Annotated in this window: 22 protein-coding genes and 1 pseudogene; 17 read left to right on the top strand and 6 right to left on the bottom strand. The window is 66.3% G+C overall.

What is annotated here, in order from left to right:
- Positions 1–2 precede the first annotated feature (2 nt).
- Both A5650_RS05645 and A5650_RS05640 read left to right on the top strand, forming a co-directional pair.
- On the top strand, positions 3–1,127 hold the full coding sequence (locus A5650_RS05645) for an acyl-CoA dehydrogenase family protein (RefSeq protein ID WP_067287327.1): 1,125 nt from the start codon (positions 3–5) through the stop codon (positions 1,125–1,127).
- 101 nt (positions 1,128–1,228) lie between these two features.
- Positions 1,229–2,101: a universal stress protein gene (locus A5650_RS05640; RefSeq protein WP_067287324.1), complete on the top strand. Its 873-nt coding sequence runs from the start codon at positions 1,229–1,231 to the stop codon at positions 2,099–2,101.
- A gap of 1 nt (position 2,102) precedes the next feature.
- Here A5650_RS05640 and A5650_RS05635 read toward each other — a convergent pair whose 3' ends face one another.
- Genes A5650_RS05635 through A5650_RS05625 form a run of 3 tightly spaced genes read right to left on the bottom strand, consistent with a single transcriptional unit; the run spans position 2,103 to position 4,883 of the window.
- Positions 2,103–2,741, bottom strand: coding sequence for a TetR/AcrR family transcriptional regulator (locus tag A5650_RS05635; protein WP_067287320.1), 639 nt, complete (start codon positions 2,739–2,741; stop codon positions 2,103–2,105).
- A 4-nt stretch (positions 2,742–2,745) separates the two neighbouring features.
- Positions 2,746–3,837, bottom strand: a complete 1,092-nt coding sequence (locus A5650_RS05630) for an NAD(P)H-dependent amine dehydrogenase family protein (RefSeq protein WP_067287317.1) — start codon at positions 3,835–3,837, stop codon at positions 2,746–2,748.
- The gene (locus tag A5650_RS05625; protein ID WP_067287314.1) at positions 3,834–4,883 is read right to left on the bottom strand and encodes a Rieske 2Fe-2S domain-containing protein; all 1,050 of its coding nucleotides are present in this window, start codon (positions 4,881–4,883) and stop codon (positions 3,834–3,836) included. Before A5650_RS05625 ends, A5650_RS05630 begins: the two co-directional genes overlap by 4 nt.
- Before the next feature lie 92 nt (positions 4,884–4,975).
- Between A5650_RS05625 and A5650_RS05620 the strand changes: the two genes are divergently transcribed.
- On the top strand, positions 4,976–5,917 hold the full coding sequence (locus A5650_RS05620) for an NAD(P)H-dependent flavin oxidoreductase (protein ID WP_067287311.1): 942 nt from the start codon (positions 4,976–4,978) through the stop codon (positions 5,915–5,917).
- A gap of 8 nt (positions 5,918–5,925) precedes the next feature.
- Here the strand turns inward: A5650_RS05620 and A5650_RS05615 are convergent, their stop codons facing one another.
- Positions 5,926–7,146 carry a hypothetical protein gene (locus A5650_RS05615; RefSeq protein ID WP_197501795.1) on the bottom strand — a complete coding sequence of 407 codons (1,221 nt, stop codon included), beginning with the start codon at positions 7,144–7,146 and terminating at the stop codon, positions 5,926–5,928.
- A 760-nt stretch (positions 7,147–7,906) separates the two neighbouring features.
- On the opposite strand from A5650_RS05615, the pseudogene A5650_RS05610 reads away from it, so the two are divergent.
- From A5650_RS05610 to A5650_RS05585, 6 genes and pseudogenes are all read left to right on the top strand, one after another.
- A pseudogene (locus A5650_RS05610) lies at positions 7,907–8,194 on the top strand (cytochrome P450); the annotation flags it as partial.
- Positions 8,195–8,311: 117 nt separating this feature from the next.
- Complete coding sequence (locus A5650_RS05605) at positions 8,312–9,283, top strand: enoyl-CoA hydratase/isomerase family protein (RefSeq protein ID WP_067287300.1); 972 nt, start codon at positions 8,312–8,314, stop codon at positions 9,281–9,283.
- Positions 9,284–9,287: 4 nt separating this feature from the next.
- Positions 9,288–11,651, top strand: a complete 2,364-nt coding sequence (locus A5650_RS05600; protein ID WP_067287298.1) for a CaiB/BaiF CoA transferase family protein — start codon at positions 9,288–9,290, stop codon at positions 11,649–11,651.
- Complete coding sequence (locus A5650_RS05595) at positions 11,648–12,409, top strand: SDR family NAD(P)-dependent oxidoreductase (RefSeq protein ID WP_067287295.1); 762 nt, start codon at positions 11,648–11,650, stop codon at positions 12,407–12,409. The genes A5650_RS05600 and A5650_RS05595 overlap by 4 nt, the downstream gene beginning before the upstream one ends.
- Positions 12,403–13,662: a hypothetical protein gene (locus A5650_RS05590; RefSeq protein WP_067287292.1), complete on the top strand. Its 1,260-nt coding sequence runs from the start codon at positions 12,403–12,405 to the stop codon at positions 13,660–13,662. The genes A5650_RS05595 and A5650_RS05590 overlap by 7 nt, the downstream gene beginning before the upstream one ends.
- A gap of 296 nt (positions 13,663–13,958) precedes the next feature.
- Complete coding sequence (locus tag A5650_RS05585) at positions 13,959–15,158, top strand: NAD(P)/FAD-dependent oxidoreductase (protein ID WP_156744020.1); 1,200 nt, start codon at positions 13,959–13,961, stop codon at positions 15,156–15,158.
- Here the strand turns inward: A5650_RS05585 and A5650_RS05580 are convergent, their stop codons facing one another.
- A complete protein-coding gene (locus A5650_RS05580) occupies positions 15,159–15,425 on the bottom strand; it encodes a YdeI/OmpD-associated family protein (protein ID WP_067287285.1) in 267 nt (88 codons plus the stop codon).
- A 37-nt stretch (positions 15,426–15,462) separates the two neighbouring features.
- Between A5650_RS05580 and A5650_RS05575 the strand changes: the two genes are divergently transcribed.
- Complete coding sequence (locus A5650_RS05575; protein WP_067287282.1) at positions 15,463–16,302, top strand: MerR family transcriptional regulator; 840 nt, start codon at positions 15,463–15,465, stop codon at positions 16,300–16,302.
- A gap of 3 nt (positions 16,303–16,305) precedes the next feature.
- Here A5650_RS05575 and A5650_RS05570 read toward each other — a convergent pair whose 3' ends face one another.
- Complete coding sequence (locus A5650_RS05570) at positions 16,306–17,151, bottom strand: SDR family NAD(P)-dependent oxidoreductase (RefSeq protein WP_067287279.1); 846 nt, start codon at positions 17,149–17,151, stop codon at positions 16,306–16,308.
- A gap of 293 nt (positions 17,152–17,444) precedes the next feature.
- On the opposite strand from A5650_RS05570, the gene A5650_RS05565 reads away from it, so the two are divergent.
- The 7 genes from A5650_RS05565 (at position 17,445) to A5650_RS05535 (ending at position 23,624) form a co-directional block, all read left to right on the top strand.
- Positions 17,445–19,256, top strand: a complete 1,812-nt coding sequence (locus tag A5650_RS05565) for an AMP-dependent synthetase/ligase (RefSeq protein WP_067287267.1) — start codon at positions 17,445–17,447, stop codon at positions 19,254–19,256.
- Positions 19,257–19,690: 434 nt separating this feature from the next.
- Positions 19,691–21,403 (top strand): aa3-type cytochrome oxidase subunit I, encoded by a 1,713-nt coding sequence (ctaD, locus tag A5650_RS05560; protein ID WP_067287264.1) that lies wholly within the window; start codon positions 19,691–19,693, stop codon positions 21,401–21,403.
- Positions 21,404–21,458: 55 nt separating this feature from the next.
- Complete coding sequence (gene fdxA / locus A5650_RS27280; RefSeq protein WP_067092392.1) at positions 21,459–21,806, top strand: ferredoxin; 348 nt, start codon at positions 21,459–21,461, stop codon at positions 21,804–21,806.
- The gene (locus A5650_RS05550; protein ID WP_067287262.1) at positions 21,803–22,441 is read left to right on the top strand and encodes a helix-turn-helix transcriptional regulator; all 639 of its coding nucleotides are present in this window, start codon (positions 21,803–21,805) and stop codon (positions 22,439–22,441) included. The genes fdxA and A5650_RS05550 overlap by 4 nt, the downstream gene beginning before the upstream one ends.
- A gap of 37 nt (positions 22,442–22,478) precedes the next feature.
- Complete coding sequence (locus A5650_RS05545; RefSeq protein ID WP_067287259.1) at positions 22,479–22,853, top strand: cupin domain-containing protein; 375 nt, start codon at positions 22,479–22,481, stop codon at positions 22,851–22,853.
- Entirely contained in the window at positions 22,850–23,194 is a 345-nt protein-coding gene (locus tag A5650_RS05540; protein ID WP_067287256.1) for a hypothetical protein, read from the top strand. Before A5650_RS05545 ends, A5650_RS05540 begins: the two co-directional genes overlap by 4 nt.
- Positions 23,187–23,624, top strand: a complete 438-nt coding sequence (locus tag A5650_RS05535; protein ID WP_067287252.1) for a group III truncated hemoglobin — start codon at positions 23,187–23,189, stop codon at positions 23,622–23,624. Before A5650_RS05540 ends, A5650_RS05535 begins: the two co-directional genes overlap by 8 nt.
- The last annotated feature ends 142 nt before the right edge of the window (positions 23,625–23,766 follow it).

Here is a 23,766-nt window from a genome sequence, read left to right as displayed (position 1 = left end):
GAATGGACTTCAACCTGACCAAGGAACAGGAACTGCTGCGCGACGGCTTGAACAAGTTCTTGTCGAGCCGCTACGACCTCGAGTCGAGCCGCACCGCGGCCAAGACGGGCGCCGGATGGCAACCCGACATCTGGGCCGGCTTCGCCAACGAGCTCGGAATCCTGGGCGCCGCACTTCCGGAGGAGCTCGGGGGAATCGGCGGCGGGCCCGTGGAGGTGATGGTCATCGCCGAGGCGCTGGGGCAGGCGTTGGTGGTCGAACCGTATGTCGACACGGTGGTCGTCTCCGGCGGTCTGCTGCAGCGCGCCGGCGGCGAGGTGGCCTCGGCCCTGCTGGAGCGGATCGTCGAGGGCACGGCCATCGTCGCGCTGGCCGCATCCGAGGAGGCTTCCGGACACCACTGGGCGGAGGTGGCGACGACCGCCGAACGCGACGGCGACGGATGGGTGCTGCGCGGCTCCAAGATCGTCGTCGCGAGCGCACCCCTGGCGACCCATCTTCTGGTCACCGCGCGCACCGACAACGGAATCTCGCTGTTCCTCGTCGATCTGGGCTCGACCGGCGACGCCGTTATGGCTCATCACTACCGCACCATCGACGACCGCCGGGCCGCCGACCTGACGTTCGACGGTCTGCGGCTTCCCGCGGACGCGCTGCTCGGCGAGGAGGGCGGGGCGTGGCCGTCGCTGGCGCAGGCCTGCGACGAAGGTGCGGCCGCGGTCTGCGCGGAAGCGGTCGGGTGCATGCGGAAGGTGGTGGCCGACACCGTCGAGTACGCCAAGCAGCGGCACCAGTTCGGTCAGCCGATCGGCAGTTTCCAGGCGTTGCAGCACCGCATGGTCGACATGTACATGGAGCTCGAGCAGGCGGTGTCCGCCGCTTACCTCGCGGTGCTCAACCTGGAGGCCGAGCCGGAGGTACGGGCACGAGCCGTCTCGGCGGCCAAGGCCACCGTTGGCCGGGCCGCGCGCTTCATCGGCCAGCAGTCCGTCCAACTCCACGGCGGCATGGGCATGACCGAGGAGCTCGCGATCGGCCACTACTTCAAACGGCTGACCGCGCTGCAGTACGAGTTCGGCACCACCGACTTCCATGTGACCCGGTACGCGGAGCTGACCAAGGCCTGACACCCCGGCGCGTCGCTGTAAGGGACCAAAGGCCCTGTCTGTGCCACGGTTCGCCGATTAACGTCGGATCCGTAAGCGCAGCGTCGCGGAGGGAGAAGACCATGGCCGCCGGTCCGAGCGGAATTCTTGTCGGTGTCGACGGATCACCGGACTCGGAGGTGGCCATCCGGTGGGCGACCCATGAAGCCGTCCTGCGAGACCAGCCGATCCGGCTGCTCCATGCGATCGCCCCTGTCGTGGTGACCTGGCCGGTGGCGTATCTCGAAGCCAGCTACATCGATTCGATGGAGTCGAACGGCCGCGACATCATCGCCCAGGCGCAGAAGACGGTACAGGCCGCCGCCGGCGACAAGGTGCCGACGATCGAGACCGAGATCGTGAACGCCGCGGCGCCCTCGGCGCTCGTCACCGCCTCCCGCGACGCCTACATGACCGTGTCCGGCTCCCGGGGTCTCGGTGTTCTCGGTCGGGCCTTCCTCGGATCGGTCAGCAGTGGCCTGCTGCATCACGGACGCGGGCCGATCGCGATCGTGCGCACCGATGACGCACCCGCCGTCGACGCCACCGCGCCTGTGCTGGTCGGCGTCGACGGGTCGCCGGCCTCCGAAGAGGCCACCGCGCTGGCATTCGACGAAGCCTCGAGGCGCGGCGTGCCGCTCGTCGCACTGCACGCGTGGAGCGATGCTTCGTTTCCCTCGATCGGCAGCGACTGGGAACGCTACGAGGACGCCGGGCATCGGATCCTCGCCGAGCGCCTCGCAGGTTGGCAGGAACGGTATCCGGACGTGCAGGTGCAGCGCCGCATCGTCAGCGACGACCCGGCCACCCGGCTCGTCGAGGCGTCGAAGGACGCTCAGCTCGTTGTAGTGGGCAGTCGGGGCCGGGGCGGGTTCTCCAGCCTGGTTCTGGGCTCGGTCGCGGCGAAGGTGGCTCAGGCCGCCACGTCGCCGGTGATCGTCGTCCGGCCGCGGTGAGCTACCCGGCGGCCTGAAGCTGAAGTTCGACGTACGCCGTGACGACGTCGGTCAACGCCCGTAGCTCACGGCCGACGTCGATCGGTTTCTCGACCGCCATCCGGGCCACCATCGCACCCATCAGCGTGGTCCAGATCAGGTTGCCGACCGCGTCGGCGTGTTTGCGATCGAGACCCTCGGCGAGGAACCGGCCGAGTCGGGTCAGCGTGGAGAACAATTCCGCCAGGTGACGCTGCTGCGCGTCCGCGCGGCCCGTCCGTGTCGCGATCAGGATCTCAAGTGCCGCAATGGATGTCGGGCTCAGAAAGGCGTCGGCGACGGCGTTGATCACCAGCCCGGTGCGCGCGTGTCCGTGGTGCTCCCCCAGCGCGGTCTGGACGTTGTTTAGGCAGGCCACCAGCTGGTCGAAGCCCTCGTCGACGACGGCCATCAACAGCCCGTCGCGATCCCCGAAGTGGTACTGGATGACCCCCCACGTCACACCCGCACGTTCAGTGATGTGCTTGGCGCTCGCCGCGGCGAAACCCTCCTCGAGGACACAGCGCACCGTCTCCTCGATGACCATCGCGCGGGTCCGATCTGCGCGGACCTGTTTGCCGTTCGGCGGGCGACGCGGCGCGACGTTGGCGGCCTGCGGCACGGCCCTACCTCTTGAACCGACCGGCGAACCCGCGCAGCGGCAGGTCGGCACTGGTGATCAAGCCCGGCGGTGCGGCCACCACCGACCGAATGGCGTGCAGCGCAGGCATTCCCGTGACCGTCATGCCGATGGATGCGAAGGCCTCGGGATTGGACAGGTCCACGCCGGGCTTCGGGAAGATCATGTGCTTGTTGTACACACACGGATCTCCCTTGATCTGCGTGATGTAGCAGCCCTTGATGTCCCAGTGCGGATCGGTGTGCGGGGTCATCTGCCATTCCAGATGCGTCTCCACCCGCGGTACGCCGTCGACCATGCCCTGATACTTGATGTAGTTGCCGCCAAGCGAGCCCTTCGGCAGCTGGTACCAGCCGAGGTCCACATCCTTTGTGCAGGCGCCTAATTCGTAGCTGAACTTGACCTCGTCGAGTATCAGGTCGAAGCAGTCGGCCATCATCAGCACGCTGTCGGCGAACACGCGGGTGTACTTCTCCAGCTTGCCGGGGATCGTGGGATCATCGACGGGCTGACCGTAGCCGACCTCGATCCAGGTGTCGCGCGAATGGTGACACGACACGTCGACCGATTCGATGGTGGTGATGTTTTCGATCTCGGCGACGTCCGCCGAACACACGACGCCGAGGATCTGGTTGAGCCCGGGGTTCATCCCGGTGCCGTAGAACGTCGAACCGCCCTTGCGGCAGGCCTCTTCGAGGAGTTGCGAAACGGGCTTACCCGAGGGATGCGGATGGTTGGTGTCACGGTGCCAGCCGGTGATCCAGTCCGCGGTGGTGACGATGTTGATACCCGCCTCGAGGACCCTGACGTAGAGATCCTCGTCGGGGAACACGCCGTGAAACGTCAGCACGTCGGGTTTGGCGGCGATGATCTCCTCGACCGTGCCGGTCGCTGTCACCCCGATCGGGTCGATGCCCACGATATCGCCGGCGTCACGGCCGATCTTCTCCGGCGTGTAGCAGTGCAGCCCGACGAGCTCGAGGTCCGGGTGCTCACCGATCCGCTTGATCATCTCGGTTCCCAGGTTTCCCGTGGCAACCTGAAACACACGTGTTGGGCGGGCGTGCTGTGCGGTCATCGGGTCGGGCCTTTCTCGGACGACGTTGCGGGACGGGAGGATTCGGATTCCACGGCGTTGCTGCCACGGCCGTCGGGATAGAACTGGGTGGCCCATTTGCGCAGCGCGGTGAAACCCTCGTATTCGGCCGTCGCCAGCGCGGGCGGGTCGGAATAACGCTGGTGCGACCAGATGTGCACATCCTGGGCGAACTGGCGGATGACCTCGGCGCCGAACTCGGTGGCCTTGGTCTCCGCCCGTTCGTCGTCGCGTCCGGGGGTCCGGCCGATGTAGACCATGAAACGAACATCGGACATGCGGTCGTCGACGGGGGTGATCGCCGAGATCGTCCGGTTGTCCACCATGCCCCAGCTCTTCGTCACCGCGATGCCCAACCCGCCGTTGATGGCCTCCACGCCGCTCTGCACGTCGTCGATCGACTGGTTCTCGTCACCTTCGAACGTGATGGTGAAGTCGACGTACGACCACGGTTCGGCGAAGTCGTGGCGCGTGAACACCGGAACGATAGGCGTCCTGTGCACGAACTTGAAGTGCGCGAAATCGACACCGTTCTCCAAGACGTACTGCGGGTGCATCTCGAGTCCCTCGCGAAAGAGGGTCATCGGCGGGTAATAGTCGGCCGCGGTGCGGGAGTCACCAAAATCGCCGAAGATGTCGGGCGCGTCGAAATAGGGCGCGCGTCCCTCGACGTCATGCCAGATGTAGATGGAGTCGTTGCGCTCGGCGACGGGATAACTGCGGATGCGGCGCCCGCGGTTCGGTCGCTCCTGGTACGGGATGCAGACGTTGCGCCCCTCGGAGTTCCACTGCCAGCCGTGGAACGGGCACTCGATGACCTCGCCCTCCACGTGCCCGCCGTAACCCAGATGGGCCCCGAGGTGCTCGCAGTAAGCGTCCATCACCACCGCCTGGCCGGATGTCGTTCGCCACGCGATCATTTCGCGGTCGAAGTACTTCATCCGCCGCACCTCACCGGTCGCGAGTTCGGTCGACCACGCCACCTGGAACCATCCGGTCGGCTTCATCGACAGGGGCGGCTTGGCCATCGGCGTCCTCTCGGGCTGCGCTGCCACTCGGGGTCGGTCCGACAAATCATAGAGCACTCAATGTAAAAGTTGCTAGGGGGTGATTTCACAGGATGCACGCCTGTCCGCAGAATGACCTGGTGGCGAATCGAATCCAGGAACTGCTCGGCGTCGACTTCCCCGTCGTGCAGGCGCCGATGACCTATATCGCGCGCGCCGAACTCGCCGCCGCGGTCTCCGAGGCAGGCGGACTGGGCATGATCGAGACGCTGACCGACGAGGGTCGCGCGGACCTGTACCGGGTGCGCGACCTCACCGACAAGCCGGTCGCGGCCAACCTAATGATCCAGGGCTGGAAGGCCGACCCTTCGATCGTCGACACCCTGGCGGCGGCCGAAGTGAGCCACGTCTTCACCTCGGCGGGCGACCCGGCGTTGTTCACCGCGCGACTGCACGACGCCGGCATGACCGTCGTGCACGTCGTGGGATCCCTCAAGGGCGCGCGCAAGGCCGCCGATGCCGGCGTCGACGCGCTGGTGGTCGAGGGCGTCGAGGGCGGTGGGTTCAAATCGCTTCTCGGAGCGTCGACGATGGTGCTGCTGCCTCTGGTCGCGGAGAACGTCGACTTACCAATCATCGCGGCGGGCGGGATGTGCGACGCCCGGTCGGCCGCCGCGGCGCTGGTGCTCGGCGCCGAGGGTGTGCAGATGGGCACCCGGATGCTGGCCAGCATCGAATCCGCCGTGCACGCGAACTTCAAGGACGCCATCGTGACGGCAGACGATGCCGGCACTGTGCTGCTCGACGTCCCCGGCAACCCGACGATGCGCGTCCTGCGGACCGGGCTGGCGTCGCGGGTCGCGGGTCACGAACCGGGCGCGCGGCTACTCGGCAAGATCACCGAGCTCTACTTCGGCGGCGATCTGAACGCCAGCCTGGCCAACACCGGTCAGGTGTCGTCGCGCATCCAAGAGTTGCTGCCGGTCGCCGACATCGTGCAGCGCACCTGGAACGAGATCGACGCCGCCTTGACCGACGCCAAGTCGAGGATGTAGCCGGGCGGCTAGGCGACGTGTTCGACGCTGCGCGCCGCGCGCTCGGCTTCCGGACACACCGCGCGTTTGGTGCGCGGCCCGCGGGCGCGCTGACGCAGTGCGACCATGGATCCCGAGCGGACGACGCCCAACGGACCGGATCCGGCGAACCGCGCGATACCCGAGGCCCGCAGGGCCACACCGGCTTTCGCCTGACGGTAGCCGACCCGGACACCCGCCGCGGCGACGACGAGAAGGGCGCCGACGCCCGGCAACGCGATGGCCGCCAACGCGGTCAGCGATGCCGGAACGAGAACCGCCTCGATGACGTGCTCGAAGATCGACCGTGCGCTGGCCGGGGCGGCAGCAGGTGCCAGCGGCACCGTTCCGGAAATCGACAGCGGTTGGACGGTGCCGGAGGGGATGACCTTTCCGGGCGCCGCGCTCGGGGCCATGGTGCCGAAGAGCGAGCCGTCGGCGGGAGACATCACGTGTGGCGCTTCGACGGCATGAAGTGCGATGAAGGGGCCGCCGGTCGGCGCGTTCACCTTCCGGACGTCGAGCGTGCCGCTCCCTCCGATCAGGGACTGGGGCGGATTGGACGACACCGGGATGCCGAGCATGGCGTAGAAGTCCGACGGAACCCGGCTGACCGCGCCCACCACCGTCGAAAGCATGGTCTGCAGCGACGTCATGGCGTCCCGTACCGGGGTGGTCGACGTCTGCAGCCCGGCGAGGGACTGCGACCACGTCGTCATCGCGCCGTTGATCCTGACGGACGCGTTGGTCAGCGGGCCCGCACTCTTGGCGTCGGGTGCCACGGGCTCGGCGCCGGTCGTCATGTCGGTCTGCGAAGCCGCCGAGCCAATTCCGGAGTTCGGATTGGCCTGAGGCCCGGAGCCGTCGGCGGGCACCGTCGAGACCGAGTCCTCGGTGCCGGTTTCGGTCGACAGTTCATGGGTGCCGGCCGTCTGGTCTTCGGTGGTCAGCGTCTGAACGCCGGCGTGCGCGCCCTGCTGCTCCGCGCCGGACGTGCCCTCGGATTCGGCGGGCGGGGTTTCCGTGGGCTTCGCTTCGTCGGTCGTAGCGTCCTTCTTGGCGTCCCTGTCGACGCCGCCCCGGAGGATGGTCGTCGGCCGAGTGAATCCGCTGCCCTGCCGCGATGGGGAGAACCGGGAGAAGTCCGGGAGACGGAGACGGAAGCGCCGATCGAGTTTCGGCTGAGTGCTGGTCGAGCTTCCCGTGGTCACGGAAGAGGTCGCGCCGGAGGACTCGGCACCCGTCGTGGTGCCGGAGCTCTGGCTGGTCCCTGTCGAGCCGCCAGTTGCGCCGGAGCCGGATTCGTCGGCGCTGGCGATGGCACCGCCGGCGCCGAGCAGCAAGCCGGCAGCGAGTACACAGACACCCGCCGAGATGCGCAAAGGTGACGTGGGAATGATCGCCTCCGTCCAAAAGAGAACCCTCGTGCAGAGGGTTCGATAGGAGATTGTTACATAAAAACGCCCCGGCAATACAGACCTATTGGTCACCTTCGCAGACAACTCACGGCAAATCTTTGCCAATGGAGAATCTTATGAATGGTGCGCCAAGATCAATCGCGCCAAGATCAGTTGCAATTGTCGATTCCCGGGTGGCGCCGGCAGGTGCTAGCCGACGCTATTCACGACACCATCGCGGCAGGTAGGCGTCGGTCACCACGCCGCGATGAAGCCTCGATGCCTGACCGTGAGGCCGGCCGCGAATGCTGTCTCCTCAACCCCGAAACAAAACCGCGGGCCGCCGATCTTGGTAGCCCGATTTGTAGCCGGGATTCGGTTTCACCGGAGGCCACGTGGCCTGGTTTTAAGCGAAAGGTCTAAACAGCCCCGACTCGAGCGGCCGCTGACAGACTGTCCACGAGTCGGTGGCGCGGGGCGTCACCGCTTTGGAATGAGGTCCGGTGAAAGGCGGAACGCGATGACGGTGAGCGCTGACGAAGGCGTGCGAGACAGCCGGGACAGCGACGCCAAGCAGGGCAGCGCGATGATGATGCTCGTCGGCGCGGCCAACCGTGACCCGCGGCGGTTCGGGCCCGACAGCGAGCGGTTCGACATCCACCGCCCGCCGCGCCAGCATCTCGGCTTCGGGGTGGGCACGCACTTCTGCCTCGGCAGGGCGCTTGCACGACTGGAGGGACGCATCGCCCTGGACGAGATTCTCGACCGGTTCCCGGACTGGCGCGTCGACCTCACCGATGCCGAGCTCAGCCCGACGTCCACCGTGCGTGGATGGGAGTCGATGCCTGCCGTGGTGGACTGAGCGACGAGTCATACGACAAGCACAGAGTCTTCGCCCCTGACGCTTCTGCGTCGGAGGCGTTCAGCTGCCCGGCTGCCGGGCCGCGTACTGAAGTACGACAAATTGGAGGAAGCGCACATGCCAGAGTTCGACTACGAAGAGATGAAACGGGAAGCCGAGCAGCACATCCGGTTTGAGAAGGACAGAAAGAACCGGATCGCCTACATCACGTTCGCCCGCCCGGAGGCCCAGAACTCGACGACGATGGGCATGCGCCAGCTCTACGCCGACCTGATCCACAAATGCAACGTCGACGACGACGTCAAGGTCGTCGTGATCCGTGGCGAGGGCGAGGATTTCGGCAGCGGCGGCGACCTTCCCGAGCAACGCGGCATGCTGGAGAACCCGGGCATGCCGCTGCTGCACGAACTCGCGATCAACGACGATGACGTCAAGTACCCGCCGGGTGGCTCGTATCGCTACCTCTCGACGGTGACCGACTTCTACGCCAAGGCGCGGGCCGGTAACCGGCCGCTGCAGGAGCTCCGCAAGATCAGCATCATCGAGGCGAAGGGGTACTGCTACGGCTGGCATTTCTATCAGGCCGGTGATGCGGACCTGGTGATCTCCTCCGAGGACGCGCTTTTCGGCCATCCGGCGTTCCGCTACGTCGGCTGGGGTCCGCGGCTGTGGTGGTGGGCCGAGACGATGGGGCTGCGCAAATTCTCCGAGATGTTGTTCACCGGAAGGCCGTTCAGCGCCAAGGAGATGTACGAGTGTGGCTTCCTGAACAGCGTGGTGCCCAGGGACCAGCTGGAAGCCGAGACCGAGAAGTATGCGCTGGCCTGCTCGAAATCCCGCCCGACCGACACCGTCGCGGTGCAGAAGACGTTCCTCGAGCTGTACAAGCAGCACAAGGGCGAGTACTTCGGGAGCCTGTTGACCGGCATGGTCGAAGGAATGCTGCCGATGATCCAGAACGACCAGCAGAACGACGTCGACCTCACCGAGGGCACCTTCGAGAAGGGGCTCAACAACGTGGTCAAGGACAACGATATGAACTTCCCCCCGGAGTGGCGGCTGAGCCGGTCGGGACGCAACAAGCCCTGACACCGTGTCGGCGCTGACCGGCTTCCGGATCATCGAGGTGGCCGAGCGGGTCACCGGCGAGTACTGCGGCAAGCTGCTCGCCGATCTGGGCGCCGACGTCATCAAGGTCGAGCGGCCCGGGTGGGGAAGCCCCACCCGGGCGCTGGCCCCCCTGGTCGGAGGCGACGACGGACATGAGCGCAGCGGGCTCTTCGCGTACCTCAACACCAACAAGCGTTCCGTCGAATTCGACACCGCCGCGACGCATGAGCTGATCGCCACCGCCGACGCGGTGATCGACGACCACGGCGCGGCGTGGGCCGTCGAGCAGGGGTTGAGCCCGGAAGAGGTCGCTCGGCGGCACCCCCACGTGGTGTTCTGCACCGTCACGCCGTACGGGCGGGCAGCGCCGCAGGAGTTCGACAATGCCCAGAGCCTCAACGTCTTTCACGCTAGCGGGTGGGGATACCACAACCCCAGCCACGCCGATGCGGACCGGCCGCCACTGAAGGGACCGGGCCGATTCCTCGCCGATTACGAGGCCGCCCTCGATGCGGCCCTGTGCGTGGCGTCGGCGCTGTTCGACCGGATGCACAGCGGCCGAGGCGAGTACATCGACGTGTCACAGCAGGCGGTTCTGGCTTCGCGAGCCGATTGCATCCTCGGCCGGTTCGTCACCGGTGAGATTGCCCCGCAGGATCGCCGCGACGATTATGACCAGGCGGGACCCGCGTCCTTCTTCGCGAGTCGCGATGGGTTCGTCTATCTCTACATGACCAGTCGCGCCCATTGGCTGGGCCTCAAATCACTGATGGGCGCGCCGGGGTGGCTCGACGAATTCGACGACGACTGGCTGGAATTCGGTGTCACGCCGCGGCGCGTCGCCGATTTCCGTCGCGGCTTCGCCGACTGGATGCGGGACAGGCCGGGCGACGTCACCGCGGAAGAGGCGCAGCGACTCGGCGTTCCCCTGGTACCGGTCAACGGTGCCGCCGAACTCATGCGTTCACCTCAGTACCGACACCGTGGGTTTTTTCGGGACGTCACCGACCCTGAGCTCGGCACCGCCGCCTATCCCACCGCCGGCTACCGGTTCAGCGCGTCGCCGACCGAGATCAAACGTCCCGCACCGAGCCTCGGTCAGCACACCGACGAGGTGCGGGCCGAACTCTTCAGCCCGCGTACGGCTCCCGCGGTCAAGCACCCACAACTCAAAGCCCCGCGAGACCCGCGGGGTGGCCCGTTGCAGGGTGTGCGGATCGTCGAACTGACCAAAGTGTGGGCCGGACCGTATGCCGGCAAGCTGCTCGCCTTCCTCGGCGCAGAGGTCATCAAGGTCGAGTGCTCGGCGACCCCTGAGGAGATGCGCGCCTACGGCGGCACCGACATCAATCACGCTCCGTACTTCCTGAGCATCAACCCCGAGGTCCTCAGCGTCGACATCGACATCAAGACAGCGCGAGACCGGGATGACCTGCGGGCGTTGATCTCCCGCAGCGATATCGTGCTCAACAACTTGCGACCCGGCGCCATGGAACGGCAGGGTCTCGGCTACCGGGAACTGACCGCACTCAAGACCGACATCATCTCGGTGTCCATCAAGATGTGGGGCAATGACGGACCGCTGGGCCACCAGACCGGCTATGCACCGAGTTTCGCCGCGCTTGCGGGCCTCGCCGCGTTGGTCGGCTATCCGGACGGGCCTCCCCTCGGCGCGAGTATGCGATACGGCGACTCCACAGTGGGTGCCGCCGCAGCATTGGCCGCCGTCGCGGCGCTGCTGCACCGGGAACGGACCGGCCAGGGCCAGTTCGTCGACGTCTCCGCCGTCGAGGTGCTCTCGTCGATGGTCGGCGACTGCCTCTTCGAGCAGAACCTGACCGGTCGGCTGCTCGGGCCGGACGGCAACCGCCATCCCGACATGGCGCCGCACGGTTGCTACCGGTGTGCGGGCGGCGAGTGGATTGCGATCGCCGTGGCGAACGACGGTGCCTGGCAAGGCATGTGCGAGGTATTCGATGCGGAGTACCTCGCTGACCGATATCCGACGACGGATGCGCGCCGCCGCGATGAGGCGGCCCTCGATGCCGAACTGACCACCTTGACCCGCCACCACGACGCTTCCGGCCTGGCGCACCGGCTGCGGTCGGTCGGCGTCGGCGCGGCCAAGAGTGCGACCGCCACCGACGTGATCGGCGATGAATTGCTCTGGGAACGCGGCACGTATCGTTTCGTGTCGGACCGGGTCGAGGGACAGCGACCGGTGCTGGGGCCGTCGTGGTCGATGACCCGGGGCGCCCGGATCGAGCGCGGCGCTCCGGACCTCGGAGAACACAACGACTATGTGCTCGGCGACATCCTCGGGCAGGCGGGAGTCAAAAACACGTGACCGTGTTGACCGGGACGGTGGCGCTGGTGACCGGCGCCAGCAGCGGGATCGGCGCGGCGACCGCCCGCGCGCTGGCCGCCGAGGGCGCATCGATTGCTTTGGTGGCGCGGCGTCGCGACCGGCTGAACGCGCTCGCCGACGAGATAGCGGCGGCCGGCGGTAGGGCAATGGCCGTGCCCGCCGATGTCACCGACGCCGAACAGGTGGCGATCGCGGCGGCGACGACCGTCGGCGAGTGGGGCCGCATCGACACGCTGGTCAACAACGCCGGCCTGTTGCGAATGGGTGACGCCGCCGAAGCGCCCCTGTCCGACTGGGAGGCTTTGGTTTCCGTCAACATCCACGGCGTGCTGTACGCCACGCGTGCGTCCCTCCCCCATCTGATCGCCGCGGCCGAAGACTCCCCGCGCGGCGTCGCCGACGTGGTCACGATCAGCTCGACCGGCGGGCGGGTCGCCAGGCCAGGGACCGCCGTCTATTCGCTCACGAAGTTCGGCGTCAACGCGTTCAGTGAGGGCATCCGTCAGGAACTCATCGGCAAGCGGGTGCGCGTCGGAATCGTCGAGCCGGGCACGGTCGAGACCGAGATCTTCGATCACCTTGACCCGCAGGCGCTTACCGCTCAGAAAGCCAGGACGGCGGGAATGGTCAAACTGACACCCGAGGACATCGCCGACGCGGTTGCGTACATGGTGACACGCGACCGGCGCGTCGCGGTAAACGAGATCCTTGTGCGCGCAGCGGAACAGACATGGTGAAGATCGACTGGGTGCGCGGCGACGCGACCGGCCTCGCGTTCCCCGCCCACCCCGACGCGCTCCGCAGGGCCGGGACCGGTTTCCTCACCGACGCGTTGCGCGCCTACGGCACGCTGTCGGCCAACGACGAGGTGGTCGCGATCGATCGCTTCGATGAGGTCTCCGGCGGCAGCACGGGGCGCAAGGCCGCGCTGACTGTGCGCTATTCGCGTCGCCATCCTCACTCGCGCACCGACCTGTTCGTGAAGTTCTCGCGTGACTTCGACAATCCGGTGCGCGATATCGGGCGCACCCAGATGGAGCCCGAGACCCGATTCGCCGCGCTCACCCGTGCGCCGGGCTTTCCCATCGCCGTGCCGGCCACCCTGTTCGCCGACTTCCACAGCGAAACCGGAACCGGGTTGATGATCAGCGAGCGGATCGTATTCGGGACAGGAGGCATCGAACCGCAGCACCACAAGTGCCTGGATTACGAGATGACCGATCCGGCAGGGCATTACCGGGCGCTGCTGACCGCGGTCGCGCGCTTGGCGGGAACCGAGCGGTCGGGTCGGCTGCCCGGCGAACTTCTCGCCCCGTTCGCGGTCGATCTGCGGGCGGCGACGGTGGGCCAACCGCCGACATACAGCGCCGACCAACTCGAGCGCCGACTACGCCGGCTGGTCGAGTTCGTCGAAGCTCATGAGGGCTTGTTCCCTGCGAACATACGGTCGTCGTCGTTCCTGTCGAGGCTCGTCGCCGATATCCCGGAGCTGATTCGGCGCGAAGCGGAGGTGTTCGAGCTCCTGAGCGCCGACGCCGACTATCTGGCGTTGTGCCACTGGAATGCCAACGTCGACAACGCCTGGTTCTGGCGCGGCGATGACGACGAGCTGTGCTGCGGCCTGATGGACTGGGGCTGCGTCAGCCGGATGAATGTGGCGATGGCGGTGTGGGGTTCACTGTCCGGGGCCGAAACCTCGTTGTGGGACGACCATCTCGACGAGCTGCTCGAGATGTTCTGCAAGGAGGTGCTCGCAACCGGCGGCCCGGCGCTTGACCCGGCCACAGTCGAGCGTCACCTGGTCCTGTACGCGACGCTGATGGGCGCCACGTGGCTGCTCGACGTGCCGGCGCTGATCCGCAAGCGCCTGCCCGATGCCGGCCCGCACACCACACGCACCGATCCGCGCATCAAAACCGACGAAGGTCTCCGCGCACCGTTGCAGATGTTGACCAATGTTTTGAACGTGTGGCAGACCCGCGGCGGCTGATTCTCAACGGATCAGCGTTCGGACCTACTCACGGGCGAAGAACTCCTGGTCCTCGCCCCCACCCCTGCCTGCCATCCCATCGCCAGTCGGTCAGCGTCCTGAACGTCATCCGCGCCTTCGGCGCAAACCGTGGTCGTCCCTGGCGTCGAGCACCTCGCAGGTGCCATCTGACCTCGTCCACTGCGAGGCCCGGCGGTGATCACCGACTTAGTAGCCCCACTCGGGAGTTAAATTAAGCGATTAATTCAGCGGCGTGGTGCTTGCCCGCGCCCCCCACACCGCACGACGATGGGACGGTGCCGGCGTCAGCGCGCGTTCTCGTGGCCGGGTCCGGGTTCGCCGGACTGTGGGCCGCGCTTGGCGCCGCGCGCCGCCTCGACGATCTCGGCCTCGACACCGTCGACGTCACCGTCGTTAGCTCCAAGCCGTATCACGACATCCGGGTGCGCAATTACGAGCCGGACCTGCGTCCGTGCCGAATCCCGCTGTCACAGTTGCTCGATCCGGTCGGTGTAGGTCATATCACTGCGGACGTGGTCGAAATCGACTCCGCTGCAGCGAAAATCAACACCGCCGACGGAGGGACGATGGGCTACGACCGCCTCGTGCTGGCGGTGGGCAGCCGCGTCGCCAGACCCGATATTCCGGGTCTGGCGGAGTTCGGGTTCGACGTCGACACCTACGACGGGGCGGTGCGTCTGCAGGAGCACCTTCGCTCGCTGCAGCGCAACGATCCGGCGTCGGCGACAGTTGTCGTCGTCGGTGCAGGCCTCACGGGCATCGAGACGGCCAGCGAGTTGCCCGCGAGGTTGATGGATGCACTCGGGGTGACGCCGCGCGTGGTGCTCGTCGACCGGAACGCGCACGTCGGCTCCGACATGGGCGAGTCGGCGCGCCCGGTCATCGAGAAAGCGCTGCGCGACAACGGTGTCGAGGCGATCACTGGCGTGGGCGTCACCGCGGTCGGCGAACGCTGCGTCGCGCTGTCGACGGGTGAGGTCATCGATACGGCCACCGTCGTCTGGTGTGCCGGTATGCGCGCCCATCCGCTGACGAGTCGACTGGGCGTACCGGTGGACCCGCTGGGTCGCGTACCGGTCGATGATCATCTGCGGGTCGAGGGCGTGACCGGCGTGTTCGCCGCGGGTGACGTGGCCGCGGCGCGGATGGACGACGAACACATGTCGGTGATGTCGTGTCAGCACGGCCGGCCGATGGGTCGCTACGCGGGCTACAACGTGATCGGCGATCTTCTGGGCCTGCCCATGCTGACGCTCCGTATTCCGTGGTACGTCACGGTGCTCGACCTGGGTCCGGCCGGCGCCGTCTACACCGAGGGCTGGGATCGCCACGTCGTCAGCACCGGTGGGGCGGCCAAGGCGACGAAGCGGATCATCAACGGCGAGCGGATCTATCCCCCGCTGACCGGCGACCGCTCGGCGCTCCTCGCCGCGGCGGCGCCGGAACTGCAGAGCGCCCCCGCCTATGAGCAGTGATTACCTGCCGTTTCGCTCGCGGTGCTGACATCCGGGCCAGCAGCAGGGACGGCGCTTACCTTCTTCGAGTTCCTCCTGCGTCCGCCGGATCCGCCGTTCGCGCGTCTTCTCCTGCTTGGCGTCTTCGACCCAGCAGATGAACTCGTTGCGCGCCAGCGGCGTGATGTCGTTCCAGGCGGCAAGCGCGGTGTCGTTGGCGAGCAACGCCTTACGCAGATCGGTCGGCAGTTTGTGCACGACGCCGCCGGATACTCGCGAGCTACCCATGGGCGCAGGATAGACGCCCGGAAGGCAGACTTGCCGCATGAGGTCGGGTTTGACCATCGGGGAGTTCGCGACGGTGACGCACTTGAGCGTGAGGACGCTGCGCCGCTACCACGAGACGAAACTGCTCGAGCCCGCTACCGTCGATCCGTTCACCGGGTACCGGTACTACTCCATCGAACAGATCCCGACCGCGCAGGTGATCCATCGTCTTCGCCAGCTCGATGTGCCTCTCGCCGAGGTCCGGGCCATCCTCGACACCGAAGATCCGCAGCAGCGTGCCGAGGTGATCGTCGGTCATGTGCGACGGCTCGAGGCCGAGTTGAGCCGGACGCGCGCCGCCATAACATCCCTACGCCGTCTGTTGGGCCCCGAACCGACGGATCTGGACGTCGAACTGCGGTCCGTTCCCGCCTTCCGGGTCGCCGCGATCACCGGCCTTGTCCGCCTCGACGATTCGCTCGCGTGGTACGACGATGCGATGGCCGAGCTGGACAGAGCGTTTCCCGAAGCCGAGCGCACCGGGCCGCCCGGCGGGCGTTACGCCAACGAACTGTTCACCCAAGGGGTCGGGTCGATGACCGTCTTCCGGCCGGTCTGCTCCCCACGGGCATCGGGCCGCATCGAGGCCATCGACCTTCCGGCGGCCGTTATCGCGATTACCGTCCATGAAGGTCCGCACGACGATCTCGACGTCACCTATGGTCGTCTCGGGGCGTGGGTGATGGAGAATGCGCTCACCGTCGACGGACCGGTCCACGAAACCTACGTGGCGGGTCCTCGCGACACGGCGGACCCGACGCGGTGGCGGACGGAGATCGGGTGGCCGGTGTTTCGGGTGACGCCGGGCGGTGACCGAGACCTCGACCCGACGGCCTGACTCCTACTCGCCCGGCGGAAAATCCGCTCCGCGGGAGAGCTTTTCGTAAGCGCGGATCTCGGTGAGCGAATCTTCGAGCGCGGTGACCACGGTGTCGTAGCCGTCGCTGCCGAGAACGAGTCTCCGGGGCGGCCGCTTTCCGGCCATGGCGGTGATGACCGCACGCACTCCTCGCCGCGGGTCACCGCGCTGCGTGCCGTCCTGTTCAACCATCGAGGCGCGGACCCGTTCGAGCACCGCTTGGTACTCGGGGATGGACTCTTGGATCGGTTCGTCGGCGAAGCCGGCGTAGGCGCGGGTTCGGAAGGCTCCGGGTTCGACCGCCATCACGTGGATGCCCAGGTGCTCGACCTCGGCGCGGAGAACCTCGGTGACGGCCTCGATCGCGAATTTGGTGGCGCTGTAATGACCGAATCCGGTGACGCCATTCAGTCCGGCGACCGATGACATGTTGATGACCCATCCGCTCCCCCTGGTCCGCATACCGGGAAGGGCCGCGCGGATCACGGACAGCACCGCGAAGAAGTTGAGCTCGAACATCTTCCGGACCGATGCGTCGTCCATGCCCTCGATCGACCCGTACCAGCCGCGGCCTGCGTTGTTGACCAGGATGTCGATGCCACCGAATGTCCGCTCTGCGGCGCGCACCGACTCCTCCACCTTCTTGGCGTCGGTGACGTCAAGCGGGAGAACGAGCGCCCTCCCGCCGTGCTGCGCCACCCATTCGCTCAGTTCGTCCGGTCGGCGGGCCGTGAGTGCGACGCGGTCGCCGATCTCGAGTGCGGCGTCGGCGAACGCCATGCCGAAGCCGCCCGGGGTGCCACCTGTGATGAACCACGTCTTCGTCATGATTGGATCTCCGGCCGGGCGCTGAGCCGGAAGTGCAAGTTTGCGGCGCCGCGGTCCTGGTGGGCGGCGAGGCAGGTGGTAACCGAAACGGGCGGTTCATGCCGCGTGATCGAGCCGTCGACTGTCATTGCACCACCGTCCACCCTCCCCCTGGGGGAGGGTCAAGAAAGAAACTGGGGATCCCCGACGGGAACAGTGAATGCGTCATATTGCGCTCCGCTGGGTATGAAAGGCGCGACACTGACGGCACCGCGCATAGCGACGACGCAAGAGGGCCTGAGCAGGAGACCGTGATGTCGACAGACACCCAACACGAACCGGAGACCACGTCCCCCGCGAGCGTGGCCGCCATGTTCTTCGACCGCGTTCGCAAGTCCGCCGAACGGGAGGCCTTCCGCAAACTCGACGGCGACCGGTGGGTCTCGATCAGCTGGAAGGAAGCCGCCGACCATGTCGAGACGTTGGCCGCCGGACTGTTGGCGCTAGGCATCCAGCCCGAGGAACGCATCGGAATCGCGTCGAGCACGAGATACGAATGGATCCTCGCGGACCTGGCCATCATGTGCGCCGGAGCCGCGACGACAACCGTCTACCCCACGACCAACGCCACCGACACGGCCTTCATCTTGAGCGATTCGGAATCTCGAATCGTCTTCGCTGAAGATGAGGCGCAGCTCGAGAAGTTGCGGGAGAAGCGCGACGACCTCCCGAAGCTCGAAAAGGTTGTCGTTTTCGACGGAGAGGGTGACGGCGAGCTCATCATGTCGCTCGCCGAACTGGCCGAGCTCGGAAAGACATACCTGTCCGACCATCCCTCGTGCGTTGAGTCGACGGCGGACGCCATCACGCCCGACCAACTCGCGACGCTGATCTACACCTCCGGCACGACCGGTAAGCCCAAAGGGGTGCGACTGTCGCATGCGGCATGGGTGTACGAGGGGACCACGGTCGCCGGCTTCGACATCCTGCACGAGGACGATCTGCAGTTGTTGTGGCTGCCGCTGGCCCACGCATTCGGCAAGGTGCTGATCTCGGCGCAACTGGCGTGCGGCTTCGCCAGTGCGATCGACGGCCGCGTCGACAAGATCGTCGCAAACCTCGCCGAGGTGAAGCCGACGTTCATGGGCGCCGCGCCACGCATCTTCGAGAAGGCCCACGCACGTGTCGTCACATCGCAGGAGGGCGTGAAGGAGAAGTTGTCGGCTGCCGCCTTCGCCGTCGGGCGTCAGGTCGATCAGTACCGGCTCGCCGGCAAGTCGGTCCCGCTTCCGCTGAAGGCCGCGCACAGCGTGTTCGACCGCCTCGTCTTCAGCAAGGTGCGAGCGGTCTTCGGCGGACGCATCAAGTTCTTCATCTCCGGCTCAGCGCCGCTGAACCGCGACATCGCCGAATGGTTCCACGCCGCCGGGCTGCTGATACTCGAAGGCTACGGCTTGACCGAGACCGCGGCTGGGGCGTTCATCAACCGGCCCGACAACTACAAGCTGGGCACCGTGGGCCAGGTTTTCGACGGCACGTCGGTGCGTATCGCCGACGACGGCGAGGTGCAGGTCAAGGGGCCATGCGTGATGGACGGCTACCACAACCTGCCCGACAAGACAGCCGAGTCGATGACCGAGGACGGCTGGCTGCGCACCGGCGACCGAGGCCAACTGGACGACGACGGCTTCTTGACCATCACAGGGCGAATCAAGGAGTTGTTCAAGACATCCGGGGGCAAGTACGTGGCGCCGCCCGCGATCGAAGGCCGATTCATGGCGCTCTGCCCGTATGCGAGCCACATCCTGGTCTTCGGCGAATCACGCAAGTTCTGCGTCGCACTGATCACCCTCGACCCCGACGAACTGTCGGGCTGGGCCAAACAGCACGGCCTCGGCGACCGGAGCTACGAGGATCTGGTGCAGTCGGATGAGGTCCGCGACATGATCGGCGGCTATGTCGACGAGCTCAACTCGCAGCTGAACCGGTGGGAAACCATCAAGAAGTGGGAACTGCTCGACCACGAGCTCTCCGTCGAGGGTGGTGAGCTCACCCCGTCGCTGAAGGTCAAGCGCTCGGTCGTCGAGGAGAAGAACCAGGAACTGCTCGACTCGTTCTACTCCTGACGCGCCTCACCCGTAATTCTCAAGCCACTCAACGCCGCTGGCGGGATGTGACAGCGGCAACGCCGTAGGAAGATCCGTCGCAGGGGGTGTCAAATCGGCGACGTCTGCGCTACTCTTTTACACAAGATCATATTGTAAAAAGTAGCGGGAGGTTCCGCATGCGGGGCCGACGTCGCCGGCACGGGCCGGCTCACAGCACACTCTCAGACCGGCGCCGCCGGAACGCGCCGCGACGTACGACCGACGGCAGCGTTTGTGCCGCGAGGCATTCTCGCGCAGCAAAACACGCTGTTTCGCGGCGCCTTCCGTCATCTGTAGACCGTCGCGCCACTGCGTTCTGCACCGTCGCTCGTAAGCGAGCCCACCTATGACCGGCTGAGCGCCGGGCTAGCCGGTCCGCACCATCGCCACCGCGATGGGGACAGGAGGAAACCGTGACCGCCGAAGCGCCGCCCGCGGTAGTAGAAGCTCGCCGCCCGTTCCCAGCCCGCGTCGGCCTGAAGGGCACGCTCGTCTACAGGCTGGTGACGACCACCGATCACAAGCTCATCGGAATCATGTATGTCGTCACCTGTTTCGGCTTCTTCTTCGCGGGCGGCCTGATGGCGTTGTTGATCCGCGCCGAGTTGGCGAGCCCGGGTTTGCAATTCCTTTCCAACGAGCAGTACAACCAGCTGTTCACCATGCACGGCACGATCATGCTGCTGTTTTACGCCACCCCGATCGTGTTCGGCTTCGCCAACTTGGTTCTGCCGCTTCAAATCGGCGCACCCGATGTCGCCTTCCCCCGGCTGAATGCGTTGTCTTACTGGCTGTTTCTGTTCGGCGGTCTGATCGTATTGTCGGGATTCATCACGCCGACCGGAGCGGCGGATTTCGGTTGGACCGCCTACACGCCGCTCTCGGATGCGATCCACTCCCCGGGAGCCGGCGGTGATCTGTGGATCTTGGGCCTGGCCGTGGGCGGATTGGGCACGATTCTGGGCGCGGTCAACATGGTCACCACCGTGGTGTGCATGCGCGCGCCGGGCATGACGATGTTCCGGATGCCGATCTTCACCTGGAACATACTCATCACCTCCATCCTCGTGTTGATGGTGTTCCCGCTGCTGACCTCCGCGTTGATGGGGTTGGCTGCCGACCGGCACCTGGGCGCTCACGTCTACGACGCCGCGAACGGCGGCGCGATCCTGTGGCAGCACCTGTTCTGGTTCTTCGGCCACCCGGAGGTCTATGTGGTGGCCTTGCCGTTCTTCGGCATCGTCACCGAGATCGTTCCCGTCTTCTCCCGCAAGCCCATGTTCGGCTACAACAACATGGTCTTCGCGACGATGGGCATCGCCGCATTGTCGATGGCGGTCTGGGCTCACCACATGTTCGCGACGGGCGCGGTGTTGCTGCCGTTCTTCTCCTTCATGAGCTACATGATCGCGGTGCCGACCGGCATCAAGTTCTTCAACTGGATCGGCACAATGTGGAAGGGCCAGTTGACCTTTGAGACGCCGATGCTGTTTTCGGTCGGGTTCATGGTGACCTTCCTGCTCGGTGGCCTGTCCGGGGTGATGCTGGCCAGCCCACCGATCGACTTCCACGTCACCGACACCTACTTCTTGGTCGCCCATTTCCACTACGTGCTGTTCGGCACCATCGTGTTCGCCACCTTCGCAGGAATCTACTTCTGGTTCCCGAAGATGACCGGCCGACTGCTCGACGAACGACTGGGCAAGCTGCACTTCTGGCTGACGCTGATCGGCTTCCACACCACGTTCCTCGTGCAGCACTGGCTGGGCAATGAGGGTATGCCGCGCCGTTACGCCGACTACCTGCCGTCCGACGGCTTCACCACGCTCAACGTCGTCTCGTCCATCGGGTCGTTCATCTTGGGTGTATCGATGATCGTGTTCACGTGGAACGTGGTGAGAAGCTGGCGATTCGGCGAGCCGGTGACCGTCGATGACCCCTGGGGTTTCGGCAACTCGCTGGAGTGGGCCACCAGTTGCCCGCCGCCACGGCACAACTTCACGGAAATCCCGCGCATCCGCTCGGAGCGCCCGGCGTTCGAACTGCATTACCCCTGGATGGTCGACCGTATGCGCGCCGAATCCCACATCGGGCGTCATCGCGAAGCCGACGCGGTCCCTCACTGATCCCCGGGACGAGGCCCCTAGTTTTTACAAGTAATACCTGTGTAAACTAGGTGGCATGACCTACGTGATCGGCAAGAATTGTGTGGACGTCATGGATCGGGCGTGCGTCGATGAGTGCCCGGTGGATTGCATTTACGAGGGCGGCAGGGCGCTGTACATCCATCCGGATGAGTGCGTGGATTGCGGTGCCTGCGAACCGGTATGCCCAGTCGAGGCGATCTACTACGAAGACGACCTGCCCGCCGACGAACACGGACACCTCGCCGACAACGCCGCGTTCTTCTTCGACACGCTGCCCGGACGGGACGCCCCGTTGGGCTCGCCGGGAGGGGCGGCCAAGCTGGGGCCGGTGCCCGCCGATGCCCCGTTGGTGGCCGCAATGGAGCGGCAGGACCAGCCGTGAGCGGCCGCCGCGAGGACGTATTCGAGTTGCTACGAAGCGCAGATGCCGCGTTGAGCATCGCCGAAATCGCCGAGCGGTTGGACGTTCACCCCAATACCGCGCGGTTTCACCTCGACTCGCTGGTCCAGTCCGGTCGGGTGCACGCCGTGGAGGCCGACCGCACCGGACCGGGCCGGCCGCCGTTGATGTTTCGCGCCGTTGTGGGCATGGATCCGGGCGGCCCGCGCGATTACCGAACGCTGGCCGCCGTCCTTGCCGACGCGCTCGCGCGCCAAGCCCAGCCCGAGCGTCGTGCCGTCGCGGCCGGTCGCGCCTGGGCCGATCACGTCGCCGAGCCTGGGAGAGCGCGCAGCCGTCGGCAGGCCGTCGATCGGCTCAGTGATCTGCTTGCCGAGTTGGGGTTCGCGCCCGAAAAGCGATCGACTACAACGGGTCCCGGTGAGATCGGGTTGCGCAACTGCCCGTTCCTGGAGGTGGCGGGCAGCCGCCGCGATGTGGTCTGCCCGGTCCATCTCGGGCTCATGCAAGGCGCGCTGGAGGTTTGGGACGCTCCGATCACCGTCGATGCGCTGACGCCGTTCGCTGAACCGGATCTGTGTGTGGCGCACCTGGCCTCGACGACAACGGCCTCGTGATTAGCCCGGAGTGACGCGTCGAGGAGGCGGGAACACCATGAAATCCATTCCGTTGCAGGTGCTTGCGGACGAACAACTCGGCCGGGCACGTCGGTACGGCGGGCATGCGGCCTATACGGTTCACGGCGGCCCGGACCGCGGACTCCGCCAAACGGTGGTCGCGCTGACCAAAGGCCTCCGGTTGCGACAGGAAGCCGATCCGGCCGAGGCGACCCTTCAGGTGCTACGGGGGCGTGTGCGGCTGAGCACCGTCGATGACCGCTGGGATGGTGTCGTCGGTGACCAGCTCACCTTGCCGACTCGCCGTCACTGCCTGGACGCGCTGCAGGACTCGGTCATCTTGCTCACCGTCCATACCGATGCGCCGCATATCCCAGGTACGGCGTTCGACAGATCCAAGCAGCCGGCATGACCGCGCGCCTGGACCACACATCGCGGGCGTGCGAGTTATCCGAGGTCGACCTCGACACCATCGCCTGGGGATTCCTCGGATCGGAGTTCACCGGCCTGACTTACGCCGACTGGCCGATCGAACGCAGAGTGGATGCTTTTCTCGCGCACCGCGGCATGACCGACATCCTCGACGACGGCGACGCCGACGTCGCCGTCGTGCAGCACGTACTCACCAACATCGGGGCGGCGCTGCGCGACGGTACATTGCCCACGGCCACTTGGGAGACCTCACGCCGGAACCGCGCGGCAGCGGCACGCGGCGCGTCCGGCCCGGCGATGCGGAGTGTCCGATATGGGTGATAAACCGCTTGCGCGCGATCTCGCCACCCGTGCGGACGTCGAAGCGTTGTTGGTCCGCTTCTACACCGAAGCGTTCCGCGACGAGCTGCTCGCCGAGCCGTTCGCCGAGCTGGCTGCGCAGGGACTGCACGAGCACCTTCCTGTCATGTGTGACTTTTGGGAGACCGTGCTCTTTCGAGCCGGGCTGTATCGACGAAACACGCTGAACGCGCACCGGCATGTCCATGGGCAGACGACCTTGGACGCAACGCATTTCGCGCGCTGGCTTCATCTGTGGACATCGACCATCGATCAGATGTACCGCGGCCCGGTCGCCGACCACGCCAAGGTTCAAGCCGCCCGGATTGCCACCGCCATGCACCGTCGCCTCACCGGCGTCCACGCCCTACAGCTCGCCGCGCTGGCCGTCACGACATCGGAGCGTGGGTGACACCGTCAGGGCAGAAGAACCGACAGCGGCCCGCCCTGATTTGTGTCTTGAGTCAAGAATTTGGCTGAAGTACCCCAGGTTTTGTTCCTACTCGGTTGCGAGGGCCGGGGTTGGCTGGCTCGCGGGGTGTGAGGTGCCGGTG

This window comes from Mycobacterium sp. 1164985.4, assembly GCF_001668575.1.
GTDB lineage: Bacteria > Actinomycetota > Actinomycetes > Mycobacteriales > Mycobacteriaceae > Mycobacterium.
Note: the sequence above shows the minus strand (reverse complement) of the source record. Positions and strands in the feature narration are given on the sequence as shown.

Coding starts and splice junctions, on each gene's coding strand:
- A5650_RS05645 (WP_067287327.1), top strand. CDS start 3: ATGGACTTCAACCTGACCAAGGAACAGGAACTGCTGCGCGACGGCTTG.
- A5650_RS05640 (WP_067287324.1), top strand. CDS start 1,229: ATGGCCGCCGGTCCGAGCGGAATTCTTGTCGGTGTCGACGGATCACCG.
- A5650_RS05630 (WP_067287317.1), bottom strand. CDS start 3,837: ATGACCGCACAGCACGCCCGCCCAACACGTGTGTTTCAGGTTGCCACG.
- A5650_RS05625 (WP_067287314.1), bottom strand. CDS start 4,883: ATGGCCAAGCCGCCCCTGTCGATGAAGCCGACCGGATGGTTCCAGGTG.
- A5650_RS05620 (WP_067287311.1), top strand. CDS start 4,976: ATGCACGCCTGTCCGCAGAATGACCTGGTGGCGAATCGAATCCAGGAA.
- A5650_RS05605 (WP_067287300.1), top strand. CDS start 8,312: ATGCCAGAGTTCGACTACGAAGAGATGAAACGGGAAGCCGAGCAGCAC.
- A5650_RS05590 (WP_067287292.1), top strand. CDS start 12,403: ATGGTGAAGATCGACTGGGTGCGCGGCGACGCGACCGGCCTCGCGTTC.
- A5650_RS05580 (WP_067287285.1), bottom strand. CDS start 15,425: ATGGGTAGCTCGCGAGTATCCGGCGGCGTCGTGCACAAACTGCCGACC.
- A5650_RS05575 (WP_067287282.1), top strand. CDS start 15,463: ATGAGGTCGGGTTTGACCATCGGGGAGTTCGCGACGGTGACGCACTTG.
- A5650_RS05570 (WP_067287279.1), bottom strand. CDS start 17,151: ATGACGAAGACGTGGTTCATCACAGGTGGCACCCCGGGCGGCTTCGGC.
- A5650_RS05565 (WP_067287267.1), top strand. CDS start 17,445: ATGTCGACAGACACCCAACACGAACCGGAGACCACGTCCCCCGCGAGC.
- fdxA (WP_067092392.1), top strand. CDS start 21,459: ATGACCTACGTGATCGGCAAGAATTGTGTGGACGTCATGGATCGGGCG.
- A5650_RS05545 (WP_067287259.1), top strand. CDS start 22,479: ATGAAATCCATTCCGTTGCAGGTGCTTGCGGACGAACAACTCGGCCGG.
- A5650_RS05540 (WP_067287256.1), top strand. CDS start 22,850: ATGACCGCGCGCCTGGACCACACATCGCGGGCGTGCGAGTTATCCGAG.
- A5650_RS05535 (WP_067287252.1), top strand. CDS start 23,187: ATGGGTGATAAACCGCTTGCGCGCGATCTCGCCACCCGTGCGGACGTC.